The following is a 15739-nucleotide window of genomic DNA, read 5'->3' on the forward strand; positions in this document are numbered from 1 at the left end:
GCGGCGTTGCACGTCCAGGAATGGCTCGAAACGGTGCCCCCGCTCGCCATCTATCTGCTGGTCGGCGTGGTCATCGGCCTGGAGAGCCTGGGCATCCCGCTGCCCGGCGAGATCATCCTGGTCTCCTCGGCGCTGCTCGCCTCGCAGCACGGTGAGATCGACCCCGTCATTCTCGGCGCCTGCGCCACCGCCGGCGCGATCATCGGTGACTCCATCGGCTACGCCATCGGCCGCAAGGGCGGACGGCCACTGCTGGCCTGGCTGGGCGCGAAGTTCCCCAGGCACTTCAGCGAGGGGCACATCGCGACCGCCGAGCGTTCCTTCCAGAAGTGGGGCATGTGGGCCGTCTTCTTCGGCCGCTTCGTCGCCCTCCTGCGTATCTTCGCCGGCCCGCTCGCGGGTGTGCTGCGGATGCCGTACTGGAAGTTCCTCACCGCCAACGTCCTCGGCGGCATCGTCTGGGCGGGCGGCACCACGGCGGTCATCTACTACGTCGGTGTCGTCGCCGAGGAGTGGCTCAAGCGCTTCTCGTGGCTGGGCCTGGTGGCGGCGGTGCTGGTGGGTGCCACGTCGATGCTGATCATCAAGCGCAAGGCGAAGAAGGCGCAGCTCGCGCACCAGGAGCCGGAACCGGTTCCCGCCGGGGACTGAGACTCCGCCGGGGGCGCGCGGACGTGCGCGCCCCCCGCCGCGCAGGGTCGGCGGACCGCCGACCGGCTCCACTCGCCGTCTCTACTCCCCGTGCTCTTCCCGGTGTGCCTGAGCCAGCGCGGCGTACATCGTCCCGTTGAGCGTCACGCCCTGACGCTCCTCCTCGGTCAACTGCCGCTTCACCTTCGCCGGCACCCCCGCGACCAGTGATCCGGGCGGCACCTCCATCCCCTGCGGCACCAACGCCTGAGCGGCGACCAGGGACCCCGCCCCGATCACGGCACCGTTCAGCACGGTCGCGCCCATCCCGACCAGACAGTCGTCCTCCACGGTCGCCCCGTGCACGACGGCGTTGTGCCCGACGGACACCCTCTCCCCGATGCTCACGGGGAACCCGGGGTCGGCGTGCAGCGTGCAGTTGTCCTGGATGTTGGACTGGGCGCCGACCGAGATCCGTTCCACATCGCCGCGCAGCACGGCCCCGTACCAAACGCTCGCGCCCGCACCCAGTGTCACCTCCCCGATCACCGACGACGTGGGCGCCACGAACACGTCCTCGTCGATCTTCGGCTCTCTGCCTGCGATGCCCATGACCAGTGCCTTGCGCGTCATAGCCCTCTCCTCGCCCGAAACGTCGTAGACGCACGCTACGCCACCCGGTAGGGCGAAGATCACAGGCCCCGCACCTCATAAGGGGGCCGTGCGGTAAGTACGGTGAGCGCGTGCCGAAGCGCAAGAACACGTTCTCATCCTGGCGACGCCGACTGGCGCAGCGCGCCGTCCACGCCGGCTGGGCGTGGGTGCAGCGCACGGGTTCGGTGACGGCGGACCGTCCGGGCCGCTTCCGCTTCGGCTCCATCGGTGACGCCACCCGCCTGGCCTTCCCGCTCGGCACGGTCTTCGGCGAACCCTGGATCCACCTCGGCTCGCACTGCATCGTCGGCGAGCAGGTGACCCTGACGGCCGGTCTGATGCCCGACCTCGACCTGGGCCCCGAGCCGATCCTGCGCATCGGCGACGGCGTCGTCCTCGGCCGCGGCAGCCATGTCATCGCCGACACGACGGTCACCATCGGCAGCGACTGCTACTTCGGGCCGTACGTCTACGTCACCTCCACCAACCACTCCTACGACGATCCCCACGAGCCCATCGGCAAGCAGTGGCCGCGTATGGAGCCGGTCGAGATCGGCCCGGGGTGCTGGATCGGCACCGGGGCGGTGATCCTGCCCGGCGCGCGCATCGGGCGGAACGTCGTGGTGGCCGCCGGCGCGGTGGTCCGGGGCACGGTGCCCGACCATGCCGTGGTGGCGGGGGCACCCGCCCGGGTCGTACGGCGCTGGACCGCCGACGAGGGTTGGCAGCCGCCGCTCCGCACGCCGGCGCCCGTGCCGATACCCGACGGGGTCACCCCCGAGCAACTCCAGGCGCTGGCCGACCTGGACGAGGAGACGGTGGCCAAGCTGGCCGAGCTGGACGAGCGGTCGGCGGCTGGGCTGGCCGAGGTGGACGTGGAGTCCTGAGCCAGTCGGCCGAACCGTGCCGATGAGCGCGAGCCGCCTGGTCAGCCGGCCGTGGGCAGCGCCGTGCCGATGAGCGCGAGCCCCTGGCCCACCGCCGTGTCAGCCGGCCGCGAGCAGTACCGTCCCCACCAGTGCCAGCCCCGCGCCCGCCGCCTGGATCGCTCGGAGCCGTTCCCTGAGGAAGCCGCGCGCGGCCAGGGCGGTGACCACCGGGTAGAGCGAGGCCAGTACGGCGGCCACGGTGACCGGGCCGTGGTGTGCGGCGACCACATAGGTGCCGTTCGCCGCGACATCGGCGAGGCCGACGAAGGCGAAGGCGGGAAGCGAGCGCCGGGTCAGCGTGCCGTCCGGGAGGGCGGTCCCGCCCCGTCGCACGGAGGCGTACAGCGCGAGGCCGCCCCCGGCCACATTGACCAGGCGCTGCACGAAGAGCGCCAGGAACAGGCCGGTGACGGTCGTCGACGCCTCCGCGATCAGCGCGAACACCGTGCCGAAGCCGAAGGCCGCGACCAGCGTGAGCAGGATGGCCTGCCGCTGCACGGGTGCGCCGCGCAGTTGCGGTCCGCCCGCGAGCACGACGCCGAAGACGGCGACCGCGATGCCGGCGACCTGCACCACCCCCGGCCGCTCGCCGAGGAAGAGGCCCACCCCGACGGGCACGGCCACACCCACCGTGCCGAGCGGGGAGACCACGCCCATCGGGCCGAGCGCGAGTGCCTTGTAGAAGCAGAGCAGGGCGACCGGGCCCACCACACCGGCGGCGACCGCGAACCACAGCTGTGCTCCGGCCTCGCTCCAGGCGCCGGTGGCCACCACGATCACGCCGAGCACGGCGGCGGCCATCGCCTGGGAGACGACGACCACCGTGAGTGCCGGGGTGCGCCGGGTCAGCAGTCCGCCGCCGAAGTCGGCCAGCCCCCACAGCAGGCTGGTGGCCAGGGCGAAGAGTGCTGTCACGGGGGCCTCGCAGTACAGTTCGGTGCACGATCGGGTGCAGCCCACCGTAGTGCAGTCGGGTAAACTCTGTCATCCAGAATATTGAACTCCGCAACCCTGGACGGAATGTGTCGGACCTCGAACTGCTGACCCAGTCCCTGGCGCGCAACGTCAAGCACTGGCGCGCGGTGCGCGGCTTCACGCTGGACGTGCTCGCCGCCCGGGCGGGCGTCAGCCGCGGCATGCTCATCCAGATCGAGCAGGCACGCACCAACCCCAGCCTCGGCACGGTGATCAAGATCGGTGATGCGCTCGGGATCAGCATCACCACGCTGCTCGACTACGAGCAGGGGCCGAAGGTCCGCATCGTCCCGGCCGATCAGGTCGTGCGGCTGTGGCACACCGACGCGGGCAGCCACAGCCGGCTTCTCGCCGGGACCGAGGCCCCCGGACCGCTGGAGATGTGGCACTGGCGGGTGATGCCGGGCGAGAGCAGCACCTCCGACCCGCACCCCGTCGGCACCGTCGAGATCGTCCACGTCACGGCGGGCGAACTCACCCTCACCGTCGACGGCACGGACTATCTCGTCCCGGCCGGAGCGAGCGCCACCTTCGAGGCCGACGCCCCGCACACCTACGGCAACCAGGGCGACGTCCCCACGGAGTGGATGCTGGCCGTCTCGGTCCCGCCCGCCCGCTGAGACACGTCCCGGCCGCCTCGGCGGTCCTGTTAGCGTGCGCTCATGGACGCACCCATCGGACACTTCGACAGCGCCACCCGCGCCCCGGACTGCCTCGACGAACTGACCCACCCGGTCGCCGAGGCCGTGCGCGACTGGCAAGGCAGCGTCCCCGCCGATCAGATCGTCTACGTCGACACCGACCCGCAGTGGGCCGACACCGCCGTCTTCGTGGAGCACTACGGACACGAACTGCTGGAGCGGTCCGCGAACTGCGTGGTCGTCGCCGGCAAGCGCGGCGGCGAGACCACCCTGGCCGCGTGCGTCGTGCTCTCCACCACGCGGGTCGACGTGAACGGCGTCGTGCGTCGCCAACTCGGCGCCCGCAAGGCGTCCTTCGCCTCCATGGACACGGCGACCGGCGAGACCGGCATGGAGTACGGCGGCATCACCCCGCTCGGACTCCCCGGCGACTGGCCGGTGCTGGTGGACTCGGCCGTCGTCGACCTGCCGTACGTCCTGGTCGGCAGCGGGCGCCGGCGCGGCAAACTGCTGGTGCCGGGCAAGGCGTTCGCCGAGCTGCCGGGAGCGGTCGTACTGGAGGGGCTCGGCGTCGCGATCTGACCCGTCGGGCCGCCATCGGTGACCCGAGGGTCGCCGTCCGACCCCTCAGGCCGCCATCGGTGACCCGAGGGCCGCCGTCCGACCCCTCAGACCGCCATCCGTGACTCGCGGGTCCCCGTCCGACCCTTCAGACCGCCGTGTGGTGCGCGAGGGCCAGATGTGGGTCCGCCTCACCCAGCACCGGCGCCGGATCCGCGTGGACCAGGGCCGCGGTGAGCCTGGGAACGGCGTGGAGGAGGGCGTGTTCGGCCTCCACGGCGACCGCGTGCGCCTGCCGTACCGTCGTCTCGCTGTCCACGACGACCGCCACCTCGGCCCGCAGCCGGTGCCCGATCCAGCGCATCCGCAGCTCGCCCACCTCGCGCACGCCCGCGACCTCGCGGAGCGCCTCCTCGGCCCGGTCCACCAGGGCCGGGTCCACCGCGTCCATCACCCGCCGGAACACCTCGCGCGCCGCGTCCCGCAGCACCAGCGCGATGGCCGCCGTGATCGCCAACCCCACGATCGGGTCTGCGAGTTGCCACCCCAGCGCCGCGCCCCCGGCGCTCAACAGGACGGCCAGTGAGGTGAATCCGTCGGTGCGGGCGTGCAGTCCGTCCGCGATCAGCGCGGCCGAACCGATCTCCCGCCCGACCCGGATCCGATACCGGGCCACCCACTCGTTCCCCGCGAACCCGACGAGCGCCGCCAACGCGACGGCCGGGATGTGCTGAATGGATCGCGGGTCGAGGAGGCGGTCGACGGCCGTCCAGCCCGCGAAGGCCGCGGACGCGGCGATGGTCAGCACGATGACGATGCCCGCGAGGTCCTCGGCCCGTCCGTAGCCATAGGTGAAGCGGCGCGTCGCCGCGCGCCGGCCCAGGACGAAGGCGATGCCGAGCGGTACGGCGGTCAGCGCGTCCGCGGTGTTGTGCACCGTGTCGCCGAGCAGCGCCACCGACCCCGAGGCGACCACGACGACCGCCTGCACGAGCGCCGTCGCGCCTAGCACGGCCAGTGAGATCCACAGGGCGCGCATGCCGCGGGCCGACGACTCCAGGGCGGAGTCGAGCTTGTCGGCCGTCTCGTGGGAGTGGGGTGTGAGGAGGTGGGTGACGCGGTGGCGCAGTCCGGTGCGGTCGGGGGAGTGGGGGTGAGGGTGGAAGTGGGATTCGGGGTGGCCGTGTTGGTGATCATGCCCGTGGTCATGGTGGTGCTCGTGCCCATGGCCGTGCTCGTGCCGGTCGCTCACGGCGGTCCCCTTCCGGTGCGCGGTAGTGGACGCGGGCCGCCCACCCCGCCATTATGTGCGTATGAGCGCACGCATGCACCTGTCATCTGCACACGATGCGCATCCGCGCACCCCGGGCGAGGAACAGTTCGCGCTCGCCGCCGAGCTCCTCGCCCTGCTCGGCGACCGCACCCGCCTCACGTTGCTGCACGCCCTGACGGCCGGGGAGGCCGATGTCACGACGCTCACGGAGGCCTGCGGAGCGGCCCGCCCAGCCGTGAGCCAGCACCTGGCCCGGCTACGGCTCGCGGGCCTGGTGAACACGCGGAAGGAGGGCCGCAGGGTGATCTACTCCCTGCGCGACGGACATCTGCGCCGTCTCGTCGACGAGGCGCTGAACGTGGCGGACCACCGGCTCAGCGACCGTCCGCTGCACGACTGATCTCGCTGCACGTCCGATCCCGCACCGTGCGGGGGCGAGTCCCTCAGTCCGCGGTGCGCCTGCCCAGGTACTGCTCCGCGAACGCCCTGGCCGCCGTCTCGGAGTCGAAGATGCGGCGGAGACGGGCGAGGGTGGTGCCCGCCCGGTACGGGTCGCCGGACGATGCGCCGTGATAGACCTCGGACAACCAGTGGGAGAACTCCTGGTAGTCCCACACGCGGTTCAGACAGGTCGTCGAGTAGCCGTCCAGGCCGGTGCCGTCGCCCTTCGTCAGGTGGGCGACGAGCCCGTCGCCGAGGAGGAAGGCGTCGTGCAGGGCGAGGTTCATGCCCTTCGCCGCGATGGGGGCAGTCAGATGGGCGGCGTCACCGGCCAGGAAGAGACGGCCGAACACCATGGGCTCCACGACGTAGTTGTGCATGTCGAGGACGCGTTTCTCGATCAGCCGCCCCTCCGTCAGCGGCGGCGCGCCCGCCGCCCCCAACCGCTGCTGGAGCTCCGTCCAGACCCTGTCCTGCGACCAGTTCTCCGGGTCGTCGCCCGGCGGGCACTCCAGGTAGTAGCGGGTCACCTCGGCGCTGCGCGGCATGTGCCCGGCGAATCCGCGCGGATGCATGCCGAACAGCACGCAGTCGGCCGACGGCGGTGCCTCAGCGAGCAGCGCCAGCCAGCCGATGCCGTAGTCGCTGCGGGAGATGTGGGCGCGGCCCGCCGGCAGGGCGGTGCGGGTGACTCCGCGCGCGCCGTCGCAGCCGGCGACGAAGTCGCAGTGCACGACCTGCCGCAGGCCCGTGTCGGGGCAGGTGTACGACACCGAGGGGTGGTCGGTGTCGAGGTCGTGCAGGGCCACGTCCCGCACGCCGAAGCGTATGGCCCCGCCCCGCACGTCGGCGTACTCGCGCACCAGGTCCGTCACCAGGAACTGCTGCGGGTACACCCAGTGATGAGCGCCCGTCAGCTCGGCGTACTCGAAGCGGTAGCGCTCGCCCGCGAACCGGAACTCGCACTCGGTGTGCCGCTGGGCCCGTGCCAGCAGGTTGTCCGCGAGGCCCCGCCGCCGCAGCCCCTGTACGGCCCCCTCCTCCAGCACCCCGGCGCGCGGTCGCTGCTCGATGAACTCCCGCGTCTCGGTCTCCAGGACCAGACAGTCGACGGAAGCCGCCCGCAGGATGCTGCCGATGGTGAGCCCGGCGGGCCCGGCGCCCACGACGACGACCGGAAAGCGCTGCGTGGGGCGGGAGTTGGGGTGGGGGGAGTGGGAAGTCACCCGAGCATTATGCGGGCGGGCGACGCGGGGAGGGCAGGGTTCCGGCGCCGGGCCGGTGTGCCGCCATCAGCCGAGGCGGGGTATCTCGATCGCCGGGCACCGGTCCATCACCATCTCCAGGCCCGCCGCGCGCGTGCGGTCGTACGCCGCCTCGTCGATGACGCCGAGCTGGAACCAGACCGCCTTGGCGCCCTTGGCGGCCGCCTCGTCGGCGACGTCACCCGCGAGGTCGCTGTTCACGAAGACGTCGACCACGTCCACGTCGAAGGGGATGTCCGCCAGGGAGGCGTACCCCTGCTCGCCATGGACCGTCTCCGCCTTCGGGTGGACCGGCACGACGCGCTTGCCGAAACGCTGGAGCACCTCCGCCACCCCGTACGCCGCCCGCCGCTGGTTCGACGACAGGCCCACGATCGCCCATGTGTCGCCGAGTTCGGTGAGGATCCTGCGAACCGTCGCGTCGTCGCCGTACACCACTGGCCTCCTCTTGCTGCGGGGAACACCCGTCCCACCGTCGTCACCAGGCACAACGGACGACGGACCACGAGGATTCCCGACCCGGGGCCGCATTCCTTGCCGCGCCCGACGCCGGCCGGACTCCTGTCCGGGCGGGCCGGTGCGCAGTACCGTTCGGGCAGTCCGCACGGCAGGGGGTCGCGATGCCCGGTTACGACACCGACGACCAGCGCACTCCCGAGGGGCCCCACATCCGCCACGCCGCCACGGAAGCGGGCCGGATGGCTGCGGACGGGCGCGAGTGCACCTACGCTCGCTCCGTGTTGCGCATCATCGACGCCCGAACCGGCCAGCCCGTCGACGCCGCGCCCGCCCGGCGGGGCCTGACCCGCGTCGAGGCGCATACGGAGGGCTTCGACGTCACTGCCCTGCGCGTGCTGCTGGCCGCCGACCTCCTCGTCCGTGCCCTGGAACTGGGCGGTACGCCGGTCTGGGCCCTCCTCGACGAGAGCCGGCAGCCGGCCGAGCTCCGGGCCGGGGCCGCCGCGCTGGGCATCCGCCCCTTCGAGGACGGCGGCAACGCCACCGCGGGCCTGGGCGAGGCCCAGGTCATCCACGTCGTACGCGAGGGCGGTGGCGCGGAACCCGACGGCGTACGGCTCGCCGTCGCGCCCGTGCACTCGGAGGCGCCCCCCGAGGACGCCGACCCCACGGCGCTGCGCCTCGCCCTGCTCTCCCGGCGCAGAAGCGTGCCCGTGGGGCTGGACGCGGAGGCCGTCGCCGACGCCCAGGACACGCTCATGCGCTGGCGCCGTGCCGTCGCCGGCTGGGCGCGGCAGCCGTCGCGGCCCATCCCCGACGAGGTCCGGGCGGAGCTGCGCACCGCCTGGGAGGACGATCTCGACGTACCCGGCGTGCTCGGGGTCCTGCGCTGGGTGGAGACCGCCCCCGACCTGCCGGACGGCGCCCGCTTCGAGACCTACGCCTACGCCGACCGCCTCCTCGGCCTGGACCTCACCCACGACCTCGGAGGCCTGTCGTGACCGCGCCCTTCGGAGCGGGCCCGCTGCGCCGGCTCGTCGTCCTGCGGCACGCCAAGTCCGCCTGGCCCGACGGTGTCGCCGACCACGAACGCCCCCTCGCCCCGCGCGGCCGGCGGGACGCGCCCGTCGCGGGCCGGATGATCGCCGACGCCGACTGCCTGCCCAACCTCGCGGTGTGCTCCACCGCCGTACGCACCCGTCAGACCTGGGAGCTGGCCGCCGCCCAGTGGGGCACCCCGCCCCCGGTGCGCCACGATCCGCGGGTGTACGCGGCGGACGTGCCCGACCTGCTGGAGGTCGCGCGCGAGGCGTCCGACGAGGTCGGCACGCTGCTCCTGGTCGGGCACAACCCCGGCCTGGAGGAACTCGTCCTCGCACTCGCCGGGGACGGCCTCGACGACACCCTGGACGAGGTCCGCACGAAGTTCCCCACGTCCGCCGTCGCGGTCCTGGCCTGGCGCGGCCCCACCTGGCGGGACCTCGCGCCCGGCACGGCCTTGCTGACGGGCGTCATGGTGGCGCGCGGCAAGAAGGAGTGAGGTGGCCGCCCAGACGCGCGCGTGAGCGCTCCGCATAGGCTGGCCGGATGCAGGACGAGTACCGCACAGTCGCCCACGCGGGCGTGCACGAGACCGAGGTCAACCGCTCACGCTTCATCTGTGCGCTCGCCCCGGCGGCCACCGAGCAGGAGGCCCAGGCCTTCCTCGCCGCCGTCCGCAAGGAGCACGCGGACGCCACCCACAACTGCTGGGCCTACGTGATCGGCGCCGACGCGTCGGTCCAGAAGGCCAGCGACGACGGCGAACCGGGCGGTACGGCCGGCGTCCCCATGCTCCAGATGCTGCTGCGCCGCGACATGCGCTACGTCGTCGCCGTCGTCACCCGCTACTACGGCGGGGTCAAGCTCGGCGCGGGCGGCCTCATCCGGGCGTACGGCGGGGCGGTCGGCGAGGCGCTGGACACGCTCGGCACCCTCACCCGGCGCCGCTTCCGGCTGGCCACCGTGACCGTCGACCACCAGCGGGCGGGCAAGGTGCAGAACGATCTGCGGTCGACCGGGCGTGAAGTGCGTGACGTGCGGTACGGGGAAGCGGTCACCATCGAGATCGGCCTGCCGGACGCGGAGGTGGCGGCGTTCCGGTCGTGGCTCGCGGACGCGACGGCCGGGACGGCGGGGTTCGAGCTCGGGGGCGAGGCGTACGGGGACGCGTGATGCCCCGGCCCGCTTGATTCCCCGGCTCGCGTGAATTCATCCGCGCATTTGTGGCACCTGGCATGTGATGCGAGGAATGCGTGAATCGGCGCTGCGTGCCCGGCGCCGTCTCAGTACCTTGGGCGGGCCGGCCCGGCGGGCATGGACACAGCCGGGCCCGGAGCGGGATGTGGTGGTGCAGGCCGGCAAGGCGGCCCTGGCCGCGTGTGTGGCGTGGGCGGTCGCGGGCTGGTGGCTCAAGACCCCGACGGCGTTCGTCGCCCCTTGGGTGGCGGTCGTGCTCGTGGAGTCGACGGTGTACCGGTCGATCGCGCACGGGCTTCAGCAACTGGCGGCCATCGCCACGGGGACGGTGGTGGCCACCGTCGTCGCGTTGACGCTGAACTCCCCGATGGCGGCCATGGCCCTGGTCCTGCCGGTCGCGGTGCTGCTGGGAAACTGGCGGCGGCTGGGCAGCCAGGGCATCTACGCGGCGACGGGCGCCCTGTTCGTGCTGACCAGCACCCCGGTGACGATCACCGGATCGGCGACCCGGATCGCGGAGGCGGTCTTCGGCGCCCTGGTCGGCATCGCCGTCAACGCCCTGATCCGGCCTCCCGTCTATCTGCGCGGCACCCGCGTCGCCCTCGAGGAGGCGGCCCGCGAGGCGCAGGAGATCCTGGACGCGGTGGCCGACCGGCTGACCGCCCAGGAGTGGGACGCCGTCACCGCAGCGCAGCTGCATGAGCGGGCGCTGCGGCTGTTCCGTCTCGTCGAGCAGGCCCGCTCGGCGGTCGGCTGGGGCCGGGAGAGCCTGCGGGTCAACCCCAGGCGCCGCAACCGCGCCCTGGCGCCGCCCGGCCAGGACTACGACGACGCGATCACCGTGCTCGACTACGTCGCAGTCCACACCACGGGCGTCACACGGGCGGTACTGGAAGCGAGCGACGGCGATCGGCGGGAACCGCGACCGGGCCCGGCGGTCACCGAGTCGTACGCCGATTTCCTGCGCAACAGCGCCCGCGCGATCCGGCTCTACCCCCAGAGCCGGTTCGCCCCGGGCGGTCACGACCGCGACGCCGACCACGAGCTGCGCGAGGTCGTCGACGACATGGTTCACACGCTGGACGCGCTACGCCGGCGGCTGGCCGGCGGTGTGCTCGCCGACCCCGACGCCCTGGCCGCCCACGGCAACCTGCTCACCCAGGCCCGCCGCCTGGCCGACCAGCTCGTCACACGCTGACCGTCTGGAGTGCGTCGATGCAGGCGGCGACCCGGGGCGTGCTGAGGAAAGTGGCTGTGGTCAGTTCGCGGAGTGTGGTGCCCTCGGCGGTTCGTTGTGGAGCCGGGCGGTGATGTCCTGGGCGCCAACGCGGCGGTCGGCCGCGGCACGGTCGTCGGGTTGTACGCGTGCGCGTCGGCCGGCGGCGGCGTTCTGACCTGCCGGGCGGATCGCGATGCAGTGTTCGACCAGGAGTCGCCGCAGCCTGCCCTTGCCGACGGCGAGGAGGCGTGCCGTCTCCTCGATGCTGCTCCGCCGGTCGACGTACACGGTCCGAAGCGCCTGGCCGAGGTCGGTGAAACCCGTGGCGTGCAGCGCTGCTGCCGTACGGGCGTCGGCCGCGCGTCTGGGTACGGCGGCCCGAGTCCAGGCTCGTCCGGCGCACCCGGCGCGGCTCCTCGGAGTCCGCCCGCTCCCCAGGGAACTCCCAGCGGCTGAGGGTCAGTTCGCCCGAGCGGGCCGTCGCGCGGCCCACGGCGAAGTGGGCCTGCGTTCGCTCGGACGCCCGCGGGACACATGGCAGGCCCGGATCAGCCGCCCGAAGTCGGGGTGCCTGGGTCGTCGGCCGGTCGCCGTCCCGCGTACACCACCTCAGCCCTCGGTGAGCAGGGACGGCACGGACGCGAGTGCTGCCGCCAGCCCTCCGGCCGGCAGCCCGCCCTGGGCCAGTTCCGGTGAGCCGCCACGACGGCCCTGGTGGCGGGACTTCAACTCGCCCTAGGATGCGGGGGCTTCGGCGCGCATCGGGTCGTGGCCCGTACGACAACTCCATACGCGCGCCCAGGGGGGAAGCCGGTGGGAGTCCGGCGCTGACCTGCAACCGTGTGCGGCCCCGCGGGGACGCGAGTCGGGATGCCCTTGGTGCGTGCATGCACCGCTTCCCACTGTCATGGTCCGCAGCGCGAAGCCGAGAGCCCTGCCTGGGTCCACGATCCGGTGTGTGCGCCGCCTCGGTGACGGGCCGCGGGCCGTCACCGCCCGAAAGGGGCACTCTCTTGCACCGCACTCGCACACCCCGCACGCTGACCGCCTCCATCGCCCTCGGCCTGGCCCTCGCATCGGCGCCGGCCGTGGCCCACGCGCAGCCCGCCGCCCGTACGAACACGCCGGTCAAGGTGACCCTGACCGTCCAGGGCCCGGACGGGACCCTGTTCAAGGGGAAGATCCGGACCAAGGGGCATGAGGTGACCACGGCCACCGGTGGTACGCACAGATGCGACGGCACCAACGGCGGCGCGCACGCCAGTGCCGTGCCGACACCCACGGCCGCCCTCGACGACGCCGCCCGCAAGCGTGACTTCACCTGGGACGGCACCTGGTACGCGTCCTTCGACGACTACTCCGTCGAGACCATCAAGGACGTCAGCGGCGGCGGCGTCGCCTACTGGAACATATCCGTCAACGGCACGTCGATCCCGGTCGGCGGCTGCCAGTTCAAGCTGAGCGCCGGGGACCAAGTGGCCTTCACCTGGACGCAGTTCTAGCCGCTGTCAGCGGCCGGGGCCGTCCTCGAAGGGACGGGCCTCGGCCGCCGACACCGCCTTCCCGGCCGGCACCCCGTGCAGGACCTGGGCCAGCACCTCCGCGCCGCGCACGACACGTGGGCCGGGGCGGTTGAAGTACGCCGGTCCGTCGAGCACCCACACCCGGCCGGTACGGACGGCGGGCAGGTCCGCCCAGCCCGGCAGCTCGGTCAGCAACTCCCTTTCACGCAGGGTCCGTTCGGGAGCGAAGCCGCAGGGCAGTACCAGAACGACATCCGGCCGGGCCGAGCGAACGGCCTCCCAGGTCATCGGCTTGGTGTGCTCGCCCGGCGCGGCGAGCAGCGGCTCGCCCCCGGCGCACGTGATCTGCTCCGGGACCCAGTGCCCCGCGGGCCACAGCGGGTCCAGCCACTCGACGGCCACGACACGGGGCCTGGTCCGCCCCTCCACCGCGCCGCGCACCCGTTCGAGCCGGGCCCGCAGTTCCGCCCGCCGTTGCTCGGCCCGCTCCCGCACACCGAGCAGCTCGCCGACCGTGACCAGACAGTCCAGGACGTCGTCGAGGGTGCGCGGCTCCAGGCTGAGCACACGCGTGTCGGCGTCGAGCACGCGTACGGCGCGGCTCACCTTCTCGTACGACACGGCACACACGTCGCACAGGTCCTGGGTGAGGACGACATCCGGCCGGAGCTCCGCCAGCGCCTGCGTGTCGAGGGTGTACAGGGACGACCCCGAGTGCGCCGAACCGCCCACCGCGTCGGAGATCTCCCGGCTGGTGAGGTCGTCCGCGGTGAACTCCGCCCCCGTGACGACGGGAACGCCGGTCACCGCGGCGGGCGGCCAGTCGCACTCGTGGGTCCGTCCGGCCAGCCTCTCCATGAGGCCGAGCTCGGCCACGATGTCGGTCGCGGCGGGCAGCAGAGAGACGATGCGCATACCTGTGACTCTAGGGCCTGTCGTTTGGATCAGGTCGGCTGAGAGGAACTGCGCCTGTCGGCATGATCCAAACGACAGGCCCTAGGCGCCCGCCTGCTGGATCAGGCTCCCCAGCGTAGCGCGATCGTGTCCCCGACGTTGATCACCTTGCCTCGCGTGGCGCCCGCGAAGGACGAGCCGTCCACGCTGACCTTCCAGGTGTTGGACCCGCTGTTCGCCTTGCCGTTGACCGCGGTGACGGTGCCCGTGCCGGACGAAGGGGTCACCCCGGTCACACAGCCCGACGGGGTGGCCGCGCCGAGGGCGGCGTCGAGGACAGCACCCAGTGTCGTCGTACCGCCGGTCGGGGTGAGGGACACCGAGCAGACCTTGAGCCCGCCGGCGCCGTCGTCCACGGTCAGCGCCAGCTTGGTCGCCGTACCGGAGGTGAAGGAGCCCTGGGCGACCCACTGCGGAGCGCCGGGGGTGACCGGTACGGGCGGGGCCGAGGTGAAACCGCCGCCCGCGAGGGCGCGCACCGCGTCGATGGAGGCGTACGCGGAGGGCTGGGTGTCGCTCGGCAGGTACTTGAAGCCTCCGCCGGGGTTGATCTGCTGTGCGATCAGGAAGTCCACGGGTGTCTTGCCCATAGAGGTGAGGAAGTCACCCGTCTGCGGGTTGATGCCGCAGGCGTTCAGGCCCGAGACCGCCCAGCCGTTGGAGTCGGTGTTGATGCCGAACATGGCGTTGAAGGCACCGCTGTTCGGCACCAGCTTGCTCTTCAGGAACGCCTTGGCCTGGACGATGTCGATGTCGGTGTTCGGCACCCCGGAGACGCACAGCGCCGCCATCGCCGCGCCGGTCATGTCCACATCGCTGGCGGCGGCCAGCTTGGCCGGGTCGCCCTCGGCCTTGGAGTAGTTCCAGCCGCCGTCGTCGTGCTGGTTGGCGCGGATGCGGGTGATCATCGCGTTCCGCAGCGTCTGGGGGATGCGGGTCTGGCCCGCCTGGGTCTTGGCGCCGTTCAACGCCAGAGCGGCGAACACCGTGCCGTTGAAGTTGGCGGAGGGGCCGAAGTAGCCGGGCTCGGCGGTCTGCCAGTAGCGGTAGACGTCGGCGACGAGATTGCGGGAGGCCGAGACCCGGGCCGGGTCGATACCGGTGGCGTAGGCGTTGAGGGTGGCCCGCTCGTAGTCGGTGACGACAGGCGAGGCCGACGGCCAGCTCGTGGTGGAGAGCAGGGTGCGGTAGACGGATCTCGCGTTCTTGCTGGTGTCGCCGCCCGGCGTGACGTCCACGGCGGCGGTCCCGGCCGCCGCGAAGGCGCTGAACGCCCATTCGTTGGACAGCCCCGCCCCCGCGTACGAACCGTCGGCGGCCTGGAGGGTCTTGAGGTAGGCGACGCCGTTGGTCTTCGCCGTGGCTATCTGTGCCGGGGTGGAGGTGGCCGATGCGGGCAGGGACGTCAGGACGAACGCGCTGAGCGCGGCGGACGCCACGAGTACGGGACGCCGAAGGGACGCGGGACGGGGCATGGACGGCTCCTGGGAATGAGGGACGTCGACCCCGAATCCCGTTGCCCGGACGGCGCGGCATCGGGAGCGGCCGCCGTCCGGGACGCGGGATGGCTTCCAAAGGTGCTTGCCGCCATGGGCATTCGGGCTCGGAACGGCCCCCGCCGTTCCACACCGTTGCGCGTCAGCCCCGGCCTCTCACCGGATTCCCCCATGTGGCAGCCCAGGACGCTACTCGACTCCCGCCACCGCCGCCAGAGTTGTCCCGGAAGCGCTCTTGCCACCCCTGTGCCTCTCCTTGACGCTGTCTGTGAACCATGTTCAAATCCGGCTGACATGCACGCGGTTCCAGGGGAAGCCGGTGAGATCCCGGCGCTGTCCCGCAACCGTGAGCCCGGCCTCGGCCGGGCGAGCCGGAACACCTGGCGCGTGCTCTCAGCAACGAACGCAAAGAACGCCGTCGCGGACTGCGGCGTGGTGCGACCAGCCGTCCCGGCGGGAGAACCCCCGCAGGTGACGGCCC

General features: G+C 72.5%; 18 protein-coding genes and 3 riboswitches. Of the genes, 10 read left to right on the forward strand and 8 right to left on the reverse strand.

What is annotated here, in order from left to right; translation table 11 throughout:
* The first annotated feature begins 6 nt into the window (after positions 1-6).
* Positions 7-651 carry a DedA family protein gene (locus ACIQWG_RS00360; protein ID WP_404088627.1) on the forward strand — a complete coding sequence of 215 codons (645 nt, stop codon included), beginning with the start codon at positions 7-9 and terminating at the stop codon, positions 649-651.
* Between the two features lie 81 nt (positions 652-732).
* Here the strand turns inward: ACIQWG_RS00360 and ACIQWG_RS00365 are convergent, their stop codons facing one another.
* Positions 733-1263 carry a gamma carbonic anhydrase family protein gene (locus ACIQWG_RS00365; protein WP_404088630.1) on the reverse strand — a complete coding sequence of 177 codons (531 nt, stop codon included), beginning with the start codon at positions 1261-1263 and terminating at the stop codon, positions 733-735.
* 110 nt (positions 1264-1373) lie between these two features.
* On the opposite strand from ACIQWG_RS00365, the gene ACIQWG_RS00370 reads away from it, so the two are divergent.
* Entirely contained in the window at positions 1374-2171 is a 798-nt protein-coding gene (locus ACIQWG_RS00370) for an acyltransferase (RefSeq protein WP_404088632.1), read from the forward strand.
* A gap of 99 nt (positions 2172-2270) precedes the next feature.
* Here ACIQWG_RS00370 and ACIQWG_RS00375 read toward each other — a convergent pair whose 3' ends face one another.
* Complete coding sequence (locus ACIQWG_RS00375) at positions 2271-3128, reverse strand: EamA family transporter (RefSeq protein WP_404088634.1); 858 nt, start codon at positions 3126-3128, stop codon at positions 2271-2273.
* A 107-nt stretch (positions 3129-3235) separates the two neighbouring features.
* Between ACIQWG_RS00375 and ACIQWG_RS00380 the strand changes: the two genes are divergently transcribed.
* Both ACIQWG_RS00380 and ACIQWG_RS00385 read left to right on the forward strand, forming a co-directional pair.
* On the forward strand, positions 3236-3808 hold the full coding sequence (locus ACIQWG_RS00380) for a helix-turn-helix domain-containing protein (RefSeq protein ID WP_404088637.1): 573 nt from the start codon (positions 3236-3238) through the stop codon (positions 3806-3808).
* A 42-nt stretch (positions 3809-3850) separates the two neighbouring features.
* Positions 3851-4411, forward strand: coding sequence for a YbaK/EbsC family protein (locus ACIQWG_RS00385; protein WP_404088640.1), 561 nt, complete (start codon positions 3851-3853; stop codon positions 4409-4411).
* A gap of 127 nt (positions 4412-4538) precedes the next feature.
* Here the strand turns inward: ACIQWG_RS00385 and ACIQWG_RS00390 are convergent, their stop codons facing one another.
* Positions 4539-5642, reverse strand: coding sequence for a cation diffusion facilitator family transporter (locus tag ACIQWG_RS00390; RefSeq protein WP_404088642.1), 1104 nt, complete (start codon positions 5640-5642; stop codon positions 4539-4541).
* Between the two features lie 61 nt (positions 5643-5703).
* Here ACIQWG_RS00390 and ACIQWG_RS00395 point away from each other — a divergent pair, with 61 nt between their 5' ends.
* Positions 5704-6063, forward strand: coding sequence for an ArsR/SmtB family transcription factor (locus ACIQWG_RS00395; RefSeq protein ID WP_404088645.1), 360 nt, complete (start codon positions 5704-5706; stop codon positions 6061-6063).
* Positions 6064-6106: 43 nt separating this feature from the next.
* On the opposite strand, the gene ACIQWG_RS00400 is transcribed toward ACIQWG_RS00395, so the two are convergent.
* The gene (locus ACIQWG_RS00400) at positions 6107-7330 is read right to left on the reverse strand and encodes a 4-hydroxybenzoate 3-monooxygenase (RefSeq protein WP_404088647.1); all 1224 of its coding nucleotides are present in this window, start codon (positions 7328-7330) and stop codon (positions 6107-6109) included.
* Between the two features lie 66 nt (positions 7331-7396).
* Positions 7397-7804 carry a CoA-binding protein gene (locus tag ACIQWG_RS00405; protein WP_404088650.1) on the reverse strand — a complete coding sequence of 136 codons (408 nt, stop codon included), beginning with the start codon at positions 7802-7804 and terminating at the stop codon, positions 7397-7399.
* A gap of 263 nt (positions 7805-8067) precedes the next feature.
* Here ACIQWG_RS00405 and ACIQWG_RS00410 point away from each other — a divergent pair, with 263 nt between their 5' ends.
* The 4 genes from ACIQWG_RS00410 to ACIQWG_RS00425 all read left to right on the forward strand — a co-directional run bounded on the left by ACIQWG_RS00410 (position 8068) and on the right by ACIQWG_RS00425 (position 11264).
* Positions 8068-8829: a hypothetical protein gene (locus tag ACIQWG_RS00410; RefSeq protein ID WP_404090728.1), complete on the forward strand. Its 762-nt coding sequence runs from the start codon at positions 8068-8070 to the stop codon at positions 8827-8829.
* Entirely contained in the window at positions 8826-9368 is a 543-nt protein-coding gene (locus ACIQWG_RS00415; protein WP_404088653.1) for a SixA phosphatase family protein, read from the forward strand. The genes ACIQWG_RS00410 and ACIQWG_RS00415 overlap by 4 nt, the downstream gene beginning before the upstream one ends.
* A 47-nt stretch (positions 9369-9415) precedes the next feature.
* Positions 9416-10042, forward strand: coding sequence for a YigZ family protein (locus ACIQWG_RS00420; RefSeq protein WP_404088656.1), 627 nt, complete (start codon positions 9416-9418; stop codon positions 10040-10042).
* A 76-nt stretch (positions 10043-10118) separates the two neighbouring features.
* The gene (locus ACIQWG_RS00425; protein ID WP_404088657.1) at positions 10119-11264 is read left to right on the forward strand and encodes an aromatic acid exporter family protein; all 1146 of its coding nucleotides are present in this window, start codon (positions 10119-10121) and stop codon (positions 11262-11264) included.
* A 60-nt stretch (positions 11265-11324) separates the two neighbouring features.
* On the opposite strand, the gene ACIQWG_RS00430 is transcribed toward ACIQWG_RS00425, so the two are convergent.
* Positions 11325-11573 (reverse strand): hypothetical protein, encoded by a 249-nt coding sequence (locus ACIQWG_RS00430; RefSeq protein ID WP_404088660.1) that lies wholly within the window; start codon positions 11571-11573, stop codon positions 11325-11327.
* Between the two features lie 481 nt (positions 11574-12054).
* Positions 12055-12182, forward strand: a riboswitch (cobalamin riboswitch).
* 116 nt (positions 12183-12298) lie between these two features.
* Between ACIQWG_RS00430 and ACIQWG_RS00435 the strand changes: the two genes are divergently transcribed.
* The gene (locus ACIQWG_RS00435; protein WP_404088663.1) at positions 12299-12787 is read left to right on the forward strand and encodes a DUF4430 domain-containing protein; all 489 of its coding nucleotides are present in this window, start codon (positions 12299-12301) and stop codon (positions 12785-12787) included.
* A 6-nt stretch (positions 12788-12793) separates the two neighbouring features.
* Here ACIQWG_RS00435 and ACIQWG_RS00440 read toward each other — a convergent pair whose 3' ends face one another.
* Positions 12794-13723 carry a cobalamin-binding protein gene (locus ACIQWG_RS00440; protein ID WP_404088664.1) on the reverse strand — a complete coding sequence of 310 codons (930 nt, stop codon included), beginning with the start codon at positions 13721-13723 and terminating at the stop codon, positions 12794-12796.
* A gap of 101 nt (positions 13724-13824) precedes the next feature.
* A complete protein-coding gene (locus ACIQWG_RS00445; RefSeq protein WP_404088666.1) occupies positions 13825-15237 on the reverse strand; it encodes a hypothetical protein in 1413 nt (470 codons plus the stop codon).
* 116 nt (positions 15238-15353) lie between these two features.
* Positions 15354-15428, reverse strand: a riboswitch (cobalamin riboswitch).
* A 100-nt stretch (positions 15429-15528) separates the two neighbouring features.
* A riboswitch (cobalamin riboswitch) is annotated at positions 15529-15661 on the forward strand.
* Positions 15662-15739: the final 78 nt, after the last annotated feature.

Source organism: Streptomyces sp. NPDC098781 (genome assembly GCF_044759995.1).
GTDB lineage: Bacteria > Actinomycetota > Actinomycetes > Streptomycetales > Streptomycetaceae > Streptomyces.

Coding starts and splice junctions, on each gene's coding strand:
- ACIQWG_RS00425 (WP_404088657.1), top strand. CDS start 10,119: ATGCGTGAATCGGCGCTGCGTGCCCGGCGCCGTCTCAGTACCTTGGGC.
- ACIQWG_RS00445 (WP_404088666.1), bottom strand. CDS start 15,237: ATGCCCCGTCCCGCGTCCCTTCGGCGTCCCGTACTCGTGGCGTCCGCC.
- ACIQWG_RS00420 (WP_404088656.1), top strand. CDS start 9,416: ATGCAGGACGAGTACCGCACAGTCGCCCACGCGGGCGTGCACGAGACC.
- ACIQWG_RS00440 (WP_404088664.1), bottom strand. CDS start 13,723: ATGCGCATCGTCTCTCTGCTGCCCGCCGCGACCGACATCGTGGCCGAG.
- ACIQWG_RS00410 (WP_404090728.1), top strand. CDS start 8,068: ATGGCTGCGGACGGGCGCGAGTGCACCTACGCTCGCTCCGTGTTGCGC.
- ACIQWG_RS00395 (WP_404088645.1), top strand. CDS start 5,704: ATGAGCGCACGCATGCACCTGTCATCTGCACACGATGCGCATCCGCGC.
- ACIQWG_RS00385 (WP_404088640.1), top strand. CDS start 3,851: ATGGACGCACCCATCGGACACTTCGACAGCGCCACCCGCGCCCCGGAC.
- ACIQWG_RS00365 (WP_404088630.1), bottom strand. CDS start 1,263: ATGACGCGCAAGGCACTGGTCATGGGCATCGCAGGCAGAGAGCCGAAG.